The 10,367-nt window shown below is 72.0% G+C and carries 2 protein-coding genes; both read right to left on the bottom strand.

Going from position 1 to position 10,367, the window contains the following annotated elements; all coding sequences use genetic code 11:
- Positions 1 to 9,620 (bottom strand): type I polyketide synthase (locus tag ACIOKD_RS41890; RefSeq protein ID WP_402093727.1); only part of this gene is annotated, 9,620 nt, incomplete at its 3' end.
- 21 nt (positions 9,621 to 9,641) lie between these two features.
- Positions 9,642 to 10,367 (bottom strand): phosphopantetheine-binding protein (locus tag ACIOKD_RS41885; protein ID WP_402093725.1); only part of this gene is annotated, 726 nt, incomplete at its 5' end.

Below are 10,367 nucleotides of genomic sequence, written 5' to 3'. Positions count from 1 at the left end.
CCATCCACCACCACCGCACCCCGCGTCACCACCACCAACCGCACCCCCACCAACCCCGGCTCAGCCAGCCACACCCGCAACAACCCAAGAACACGTGCCGTAGTGTCGAGCCCTTCCTCGGCATCAACACCCGCAGCAGTGCTTACGCATGTCAGCACCACCTCAGGCGCCGGGGAGCCGGCGTCGATCGCCGCGACCAACGACTCGACGTCGCTGTGGCATGTCTCCGCTCCGGCCAGACCGAACACATCTGATCCCAGCACCGGCCAGCCTCTGCCCTCGCCGTCGAGGGAGGCGTCGGCCCCCGAAGCCGTCTCGCTCTCGGGCAAGGGGATCCATTCGAGCGCGAACTGTCCTTCCACCCCGTGATCGGCCGGGGGCGCCAACTGCGCGACGTCGGCCAGGCGCATCATTACCGAGCCCACGCTCAGGACGGGCCCGCCGGACGCGTCGGCCACGGTGATCCGTACCCCACGCCTCTCCTCGCGCCCATCCGCGTCCGCGTCCGCGTCCGGCAGCGGTGTCAGTCGGACCCGTACCGTCGCCGCGTCGGCCGCCCAAAGTGCGACGTCGTTCCAGGCGAACGGCAGCCACACCCGACCATCCTCCCGGGCGTCTTCGAGCAGCAGTCCGGGGTGCAGTGCCGCGTCCAGCAGCGCGGGGTGGATGCCGAATCCACCGGGTTGTCCCGCGGCTTCGGGCAGTTCGACGTCGGCCAGCAGGTCGTCGCCGTCCCGCCAGACGGCCCGCACGCCCTGGAACGCAGGACCGTACGCGTATCCCGCCTCGGCCACACGACCGTAGAAGCCCCCGGCCTCCAGTGGCTGCGCGTCGCTCGGGGGCCATGTCGCTTCGCGTACGTCGGCCGGGGTCTGCACCTCCCTGCCGAGGGTCCCCCTCGCGTGGCAGGTCCACTCCGCCTCGTCGGGCGAGTTGTCGTCCCGCTCGACGGTGGAGTACACCTTGATCTCCCGGGGGGCGCCGGGCTCGGCCGCGCCCACCACTATCTGCACCTGTACCGCGCCGGACTCCGGGAGCACGAGGGGTGCCTGGAGGACGAGTTCGTCCACTCCCGCGCACCCGGCCTCGTCGGCCGCGCGCAACGCCCACTCCACCAGCGCCGCACCCGGCACCAGCACCGAACCCAGAATCCGGTGATCCCCCAACCAGCCGTGCTCACCGGCGACAGAGACCCGCCCCGTCAGCAGCAACCCCCCATCGGCCAGCGGCACCGCGACGGGCAACAGCGCGTGCCGTACGCGCCGCAGCCCGGCCGCACCCAGATCGCCGACACCACCGCCCGTGGCCAGCCAGAACCGCTCGCGTTGGAAGGCGTAGGTGGGGAGTTGGACCGTGTGCGGTGCCGGGTCGGTGGGGAACCAGCCTGCCCAGTCGATGTCGGTTCCGTGGGTGTGCAGCTGGGCGAGGGCACGGGTGAGGGCGTGGACTTCGGGCTGCCTGTGGGTGAGGGCCGAAAGCACCAGCGGTGCGGGACGCTCGTCAGTGGCCCCCTGCGTGTGGTGCAGGGTGTGGTGGTCCAGGGTGTGTTGGTCCAGGGTGTGTTGGGTGGCGGTGGTCAGGACGGGGTCGGGTCCCAGTTCCAGGAAGGTGCCGGTGTCGGAGGCGAGGTGGGCGATCGCGGGAGCGAAGAGAACGGGCTGACGGATGTGGCGGGCCCAGTAGGCGGGGGTGGTGATGTCCTCACCGGCGGGCAGCCCGGTCAGGTTGCTGATCAGCGGCAGCACCGGCCGCTGATAGTCCAGGTCCGTGATCGCCTCGGTGAAATCCTGCAGCATGGGTTCCATCAGCACGGAGTGGAAGGCGTGACTGACCGTCAGCGCCTTCGTCCGGCGGCCCCGCCCGGCCCACAGCGCACCGAGACGCGCCACGTCCTCCGCCGGCCCCGAAATCACCGTACTGGTCGGGGTGTTGACGGCGGCGACACTCACCCGCCCCCCGCACCCGGCAAGATCTTCCTCAAGCTCCCCGGCGCTCGCCTCGATCGCGGTCATCGCCCCGCCCCGCGGCAGCGCGCCCATCAACGTGGCACGCGCCGAAACCAGACGACAGGCATCCCGCAGACCGAACACCCCCGCCACATGCGCCGCAGCGACCTCCCCCACCGAATGCCCCACCACCGCATCGGGCCGCACCCCCGCCGACTCCAGCAGCCGCACCAGCGCCACCTGCAACGCGAACAACCCCGCCTGCGCATAAGTGGTGTGGTCCAGCAACCCCTCCCGGCCCGGCACCCCGGTGAAGACCACCTCCCGCAGCGGACACTCCAACTCCCCGTCCAGATACCCGCACACCTCGTCGAACGCGGAAGCAAACACCGGGAAACGCCCGTACAGACCTGCCCCCATCCCCACCCGCTGACTGCCCTGACCACTGAACAGAAACACTGTCCTCCCGGCACCCGCAGCGCTCTCCCCCGTGGCCGCGGCACCGGATGTGAAAACGCCCGGATGCGTCTCCCCGGCCGCCAAGGACCGCAGACCCCCCAGCAGTTGCCCATACCCGTCACCGACCACAACCGCCCGGCGGTCGAACGCGGACCGTGTCGTGGCCAGCGACCACCCCACGTCCAGAGGCGAGGGCTCGCGACCGGCATCCACATGGGCGGCCAACGCCGCCGCTTGCCCGATCAGACCGTCACCGCTCCGCGCCGACAGCACCCAGGGGACGGCCTCGACCGGTCGCTCCGGCTCCGGACGTTCCGCGGCCCCCTGCGGCTCGGGGGCCTGCTCCAGGATCAGGTGCGCGTTCGTACCTGACACGCCGAAGGACGACACCCCGGCCCGGCGCGGGTGCCGGGAGGCGGGCCAGTCCGCCGCGTCCGTGAGCAGACGCACGGCTCCGGACTCCCAGTCGACGTGCGGGGTGGGCTCGTCGACGTGGAGGGACGCGGGCAGCACTCCGTGCCGCATCGCCATCACCATCTTGATCACACCCGCCACACCCGCCGCCGCCTGGGCGTGGCCGATGTTCGACTTCACCGACCCCAGCCACAGCGGTCGGCCCTCCGGTCGGCCCTGGCCGTACGTGGCCAGCAGGGCCTGCGCCTCGATCGGGTCGCCCAGGGCCGTGCCGGTGCCGTGTCCCTCGACAGCGTCCACATCCGCCGGTGACAGCCGGGCGTTGGCGAGGGCTTGGCGGATCACCCGCTCCTGGGACGGGCCGTTGGGCGCGGTCAGACCGTTGCTCGCGCCGTCCTGGTTGACCGCGGAGCCGCGCAGCAGCGCCAGCACCTGGTGGCCGTTCCTGCGGGCGTCGGAAAGGCGTTCCAGCAGAACCAGTCCGACGCCCTCGGCCCAGCCGACGCCGTCGGCCGCCGCGGAGAAGGCCTTGCAGCGGCCGTCCCGCGCCAGCCCGCGCTGCCGTGAGAACGAGGTGAAGACCTCCGGGGTCGCCAGCACCGTCACCCCGCCGGCCAGCGCCAGCGTGCACTCGCCCTGTCGCAGGGCCTGCGCCGCGAGGTGCATCGCCACCAGGGAAGAGGAGCAGGCTGTGTCGACGGTCACCGCGGGGCCTTCGAGACCGAGGGTGTAGGCGACCCGTCCCGAGACCACGCTGCCCGAGCCCGCGAGCATCGCATAGCCCTCCAACTGGGCGTCGTCACCCGCTGCCCCGACCCCGTAGTCGTGGTACATCACCCCGGCGTACACCCCGGTCCTGCTGCCTTTGAGGGTCAGTGGGTCGATACCGGCCCGCTCCAGGACCTGCCAGGCGGTCTCCAGCAACAGCCGCTGCTGCGGGTCCATCGCGACCGCCTCGCGGGGGTTCACCCCGAAGAACGCGGCATCGAAGCCGGCGGCGTCGTGTACGAAACCGCCCTCGCGTGCATAGCTGGTGCCGGGGTGGTCCGGGTCGGGGTGGAACAGTCCGTCCAGGTTCCAGCCCCGGTCGTCGGGGAACTCCCCGACCGCGTCCCGGCGCGCTGTCACCAGGTCCCACAAGTCCTCAGGGGAGGTGACCCCGCCGGGGTAGCGGCCCGCCATCGCCACGATGGCCACCGGCTCGCCGGCGCCGGTCGTCACGCTGCTGAGCTGCGCTGCCGCGGTGGCGGTGGCGGTGGCGACCCCGCCGTTCAGCCGCCCCGCGAGGTATTCGGCCAGGGCGTGCGGGGTCGGGTAGTCGAAGACCAGGGTGGCGGGCAGCCGGGTTCCGGCGGTGGCCGCCAGCCGGTTGCGCAGTTCCACAGCCGTCAACGAGTCGAATCCCAGGTCCTTGAACGACGCGTCGGCGCGTATCTCCCGCGCCGCCCTGTGGCCCAGCGCCCCCGCGACGTTCTCGGCCACCACGTCCAGCACGGCGTCGAGCCGACCTCGTTCGTCGAGCCCGGCCAGCCGCGAGGCCAGCCCGGAGCCCTCGTGGGCACCGACGGCCGCGGCGCGCCGGACACGCCCCCGACCCGCGGCGGCGAGGGTGCGCAAGGGCGTCGGCAGCGTGTCCGCGGGCCGCTCTGCGAGCAGGCGCCGGTCCAGGTCGGCGGCGAGCAGGTACGGGGACGAATGCCGGGCGCCGGTGTCCAGCAAGGCCAGCGCGCGCTCGCCGGACAGGGGCGCGCCTGCGGCGCGGCCGAGTCGGGTCAGGTCTGCGTCCGTCAGATGCCCGGTCATGCCGCTGGCCTCGGCCCACAGGGTCCAGCCCATCGACAGTCCGGGCAGTCCGGCGGACCGCCGCCGGACCGCGAGGGCGTCGCAGTAGGCGTTGGCCGCCGCGTAGTTGGCCTGGCCCGCGCTGCCGAGGCAGGCGGCGGCGGATGAGAACATCACGAACATGGCCAGCGGCAGGTCCGCCGTCGCGGCGTGCAGATGGGCCGCACCGCCGGCCTTCGGCCCCCAGACCCTGGCGAGGCGCTCCGGCGACTGCGCGGTGAGCGTCGCGTCGTCCAGGACACCGGCGGCGTGTACGACACCGGTCAGCGGATGATCGGCACCGATTCCTGCGACGAGGGCCGCAACGGCTTCCCGGTCCGCCACATCGGCGGCAACCAACCGTACCCGCGCGCCCAGCGCGGCCAGCGCCGACTTCAACTCGGCAGCGCCGGGGGCGTCCGCGCCACGGCGGCTCGCCAGGACGATGTCGCGGACACCCCAGTTGCGGACCAGGTGTTCGGCGACCAGAGCGCCCACCGTTCCGGTGCCTCCGGTGACGAGGACGGTGCCGTTGGGGTCGAGGGCGGTGGCTTCGGAGGTGAGGCCGGTGCTGTCCGGGCCGCGTGTGCCGCCGTCGAGGGCAGGGTCGGCCGGGCCGTCGCCGGACGGCTCGGCACGAGGTGGCTGCGCCGGGGTTGTCGAGGTCAACGGAGTCAGCCGTGGTACGAGCAGTCGCCCGTCGCGCTCCGCCGCCTGCGTCTCGTCGGCGCCCAGCGCCCGCACGATCGCGGCGAGGGTGGCCGTGCCGTGCACCAACCCCCCGACGACTCCCTCTCCGCTGCCGTCCGGGCCGGGCTCCTCCAGGTCGATCAGGGCGAACCGGCCGGGCTCCTCCTGCTGCGCGCTGCGTATCAGACCCCACACCCCGGCACCCGCCGGATCCGGTGCGTCGACAGCGACAGCGCCCCGGGTCACGACGACCAACCGACTGTCGGTCAGCCGGGGCTCGACGAGCCACCCCTGCACCAGCCTCAGCCCGTACGCCACCGCGTCCGGCCCCGCGCTGTCCGTCGGCACACCGGCCAGGACCACCGGGGGAACGCGGTCACCCTCGTCGAGCCCGGCCAGCAGCTCATCCAGATCCGCGTACGACACGTCCACGAGACCGCTCGGTACGCCGGGGCCGACCGCCACCCAGCCGTCGGTGCCGGCACCGACGAACGCCACCTCGCCAGTCGTCACCCAGCTGTCGCCGTCCTCGAACGGCGTCCATTCCAGGGTGAACAACTCTCCCGCCTGACGGCCACCCTCCGGGTCCGGCGCCCCCATCGCCCGAAGCTGCTCGGGGTCAGCGGGGTGCATCACCAGCGTGTCCACACCGAGCACCGGAGCACCCACCGCGTCGTACACCGCTACGCGCAGACTGCGCTCACCCGCCGCGCCGCCCACGTCCGGTGACAACCTGACACGCACTCCGGTCGCGCCGTCGGCCCACAGAGCGACCCCGTTCCAGGTGAACGGCACCCACACCGGACGGCTTGCGTCCTCGGCCCCGTCCTGCTGATGCTCGTCCAGCAGCAGTCCTGGGTGCAGCGCGGCGTCCAGCAGGGCGGGATGGATGCCGAATCCGTCGCCGCCCCCGGCGGCCTCGGGCAGTTCGATCTCGGCCAGCAGGTCCGAGCCGTCCCGCCAGACCCTCCGTACGCCCTGGAACGCCGGACCGTACGCATATCCGGCGGCAGCGGTCCGCTCGTAGAAGGCGCTCACGTCCAGCGGCCGGGCGTCGGGGGTGGGCCATGGACCGCCCCTCTCCCCCGCCGGTACGGGGATGGCCTCCGCGCGGAGAACGCCCTCCGCGTTGCACGTCCACTCCGCACTGTCGTCGCCATGCTCGGGCCTGGAATACACACGGATGCCGCGCCGCCCGTCCCTCGCGGCGTCCACCGCCACCTGCACCTGTACCGCGCCGGACTCCGGGAGCACGAGGGGTGCCTGGAGGACGAGTTCGTCCACTCCCGCGCATCCGGCCTCGTCGGCCGCGCGCAACGCCCACTCCACCAGCGCCGCACCCGGCACCAGCACCGAACCCAGAATCCGGTGATCCCCCAACCAGCCGTGCTCACCGGCGACAGAGACCCGCCCCGTCAGCAGCAACCCCCCATCGGCCAGAGCGACCGCCGCGGGCAGCAACTCGTGCTCCACACGCCGCAACCCGGCCGCACCCACATCGCCGACACCCTCACCGGCACCCAGGCGGAACCGCTCGCGTTGGAAGGCGTAGGTGGGGAGGGCGACCGTGCGGGGTGTCGGTTCCACCGGGAACCAGCCGCTCCAGTCGATCTCGGCTCCTGCGGTGTGCAGCCGCGCCAGAGCGTGTCCGTACGCTTCCGCGTCCGGCCGTCCGGTCCTGAGTACAGCCGTCACCAGTGGCTGCCGGTTCTTCTTCACCGCCTCACCGGACTCATCGAGGGTCCGCTGTGTCGAGGTGGTCAGGACGGGGTCGGGTCCCAGTTCCAGGAAGGTGCCGGTGTCGGGGGCGAGGTGGGTGACCGCGGGAGCGAACAGGACCGGCCGGCGGATGTGGCGGGCCCAGTAGGCGGGGGTGGTGATGTCCTCACCGGCGGGCAGGCCGGTCAGGTTGCTGATCAGCGGCAGCACCGGCCGCTGATAGTCCAGGTCCGTGATCGCCTCGGTGAACTCCTGCAGCATGGGTTCCATCAGCATGGAGTGGAAGGCGTGACTGACCGTCAGCGCCTTGGTCCGGCGGCCCCGCCCGGCCCACAGCGCACCGAGACGCGCCACGTCCTGCGCCGGCCCCGAAATCACCGTACTGGTCGGGGTGTTGACGGCGGCGACGCTCACCCGCCCCCCGCACCCGGCGAGATCCTCCTCAAGCTCCCCGGCGCTCGCCTCGATCGCGGTCATCGCCCCGCCCCGCGGCAGCGCGCCCATCAACGTGGCGCGCGCGGCGACGAGTCGGCAAGCGTCGCGCAGGTCGAAGACCCCGGCGACATACGCGGCGGCGATCTCCCCGACCGAGTGGCCCACCACCGCGTCGGGGCGTACTCCTGCCGACTCCAGCAGCCGTGCCAACGCCACCTGCAAGGCGAACAGTCCCGCCTGGGCGTAGGTGGTGTGGTCCAGCAGTCCTTCATGGCCCGGTACGCCGGTGAAGACGACCTGGCGCAGCGGATGCTCCAGCTCCCCGTCCAGATAGCCGCACACCTCATCGAACGCGGAAGCAAAGACCGGGAAGCGCCCATACAGACCCGCCCCCATCCCCACCCGCTGACTGCCCTGACCACTGAACAGGAAGACCGTCCCACCTCCCTGCACCAACCCGTCAGGCTCGGTCACCACATCGGGGTGGGCGTCACCGGCCGCCAACGCCCTCACACCCGCGACCAGCCCCTCACGACGGTCACCCAGAACCACCGCCCGCCGCTCGAACACCGACCGCGCCGTGGCCAGCGACCACCCCACCCCGACAGGCGTCAGCCCCGAATCGGCATCCACCCACTCGGCCAACGCCCCAGCCTGACCACGCACCGCCTCGTCACTGCGCGCCGACACCACCCACGGCACCACACCGGCCATCGGCGGGGGCGCTGCCGTCTCGGGTTCCGCCGCCTCGGTCTCGGCGTCCTCCAGGATCACATGGGCGTTCGTGCCCGACATGCCGAACGCGGACACGGCAGCCCGGCGCGGAGTGTCGCCGGCCGACCACTCCCGCTGTTCGGCGAGCAGCCGCAGGGAGCCGGACGACCAGTCCACCCTTGTCGAGGGACGGTCGATGTGCAGGCTGGCGGGGAGCACACCGTGGCGCATCGCCATCACCATCTTGATGACGCCCGCCACCCCGGCGGCTCCTTGGGTGTGGCCGATGTTGGACTTGACCGAGCCCAGCCACAGCGGCCGGCCCTCCGGGCGGTCCCGTCCGTACGTGGCCAGCAGTGCGCCCGCCTCGATCGGGTCGCCCAACCGGGTGCCCGTGCCATGGGCCTCCACGGCGTCCACCTCGGAGGACGACAGGCCTGCCATAGCCAGGGCCTGGCGGATCACCCGCTCCTGCGAGGGGCCGTTCGGCGCGGTCAGACCGTTGCTCGCGCCGTCCTGGTTGACAGCCGAGCCCCGTACGACCGCCAGTATCCGGTGTCCGTTGCGCCGCGCGTCCGACAACCGCTCCAGGAGCAGAAGGCCGACGCCCTCGGCAAGACTCGTCCCGTCGGCCGCGTCCGCGAAGGGCTTGCAGTGCCCGTCGGACGCCAGGCCGCGCTGGCGGGAGAACTCGGTGAACATGCCCGGCGTGGCCATCACCGTCACCCCGCCGGCCAGTGCCAACGAGCACTCACCCTGCCGCAGTGCCTGACAGGCGAGATGGATCGCCACCAGCGATGACGAACACGCCGTGTCGATCGAGACCGCCGGCCCCTCCAGGCCCAGGGTGAACGCCACCCGTCCGGACAGCACGCTCAGGGCGTTGCCCGTCAGAAGGTGGCCTTCCGCACTCCTCTCGACGCGCGGGGTGCCGAATCCGGGTAATCCAGCTCCGGCGTACACGCCCGTCTGGCTGCCCTTCAGCGTCCGGGGGGCGATGCCCGCGCGTTCCAGCAGCTCCCAGGAGGTCTCCAGGAGCAACCGCTGCTGGGGCTCCATGGCCTGCGCCTCGCGCGGCGAGATACCGAAGAAGCCGGCGTCGAACCGGTCTGCGTCGTAGAGGAAGCCGCCCTTGCGGGTGTAACTGGTGCCGGGGTGGTCGGGATCAGGGTCGTAGAGACCCTCCAGGTCCCAGCCGCGTCCCTCGGGGAAGTCGCCGATGGCGTCAGCGCCGGATGCGACCAGCTCCCACAGGTCCTCCGGCGAGCCCACACCACCGGGAAAACGGCAGGCCATGCTGACCACGGCCACCGGCTCCTGTGAACGCTCCTCCACCTCGCGCAGCCGCTGACGGGTCTGCCCCAGGTCCGCTGTGACCCGCTTCAGATACTGGCGGAGCTTGTCTTCCGTGCCCGACGTCACTCTGACCCTCCATCAACGGTTTCACAGTTCGCGGTCGATCAGTTCGAAGATCTCGTCATCGGTGGCGGACTCGACTCCGTCGAATACCGTCGGTCCGCCCTCCAGTTCTGCCGTACCGCCGTTGACGGCGGACAGCAGTCCGTTGAGCCGCCTGGAGATACGGCCTCGTGCCTCGTCGTCCAAGTCGAGGGCGGTCAGGCTGCTCTCGATCCGGCCCAGTTCGCCGAGGAGCGGGTCGACGGCGTCTGCCGCCGGTCGCGCCGCGCCGTCGGACGAGAGCCGCTGTCGTAGGTGCTCTGCCAGTACGGCTGTTTCCGGATAGTCGAAGACCAGGGAGGCGGGCAGCCGCAGTCCCGTCGCGGCGGCGAGCCGGTTGCGCAGCTCGACGACGGTCAGTGAGTCGAACCCCAGGTCCTTGAAGGGGATGTCGTTCTGCACCGTTTCCGCGTCGGCGTGCCCGAGCACGGTGGCGGCGTTCGTCCGTACGAGGTCGAGCAGCACTCGTCGCTGCTCGTCCGGGGGCATGGTCATGAGTCGCCCGGTCAGATCCGCGGGCGCCTGCCGGGCGGCTGCCGTGCGGCGTACGGGGGTGCCTGTCGCGAGTGTCCGCAGGAGTACGGGCAGGGAGGGATCGGAGGGGGCGGGCAGGTTGCGGGTGTTGAGGTTGAGGGCGAGGAGGTGTGGCTTTCCGTTGTCGCAGGCGGCGTCGAAGAGCGCGAGTCCCTGTTCACTGGAGAGCGCCCCGAC

It is taken from the genome of Streptomyces sp. NPDC087844 (assembly GCF_044742785.1).
Classification (GTDB): Bacteria; Actinomycetota; Actinomycetes; order Streptomycetales; family Streptomycetaceae; genus Streptomyces.
Note: the sequence above shows the minus strand (reverse complement) of the source record. Positions and strands in the feature narration are given on the sequence as shown.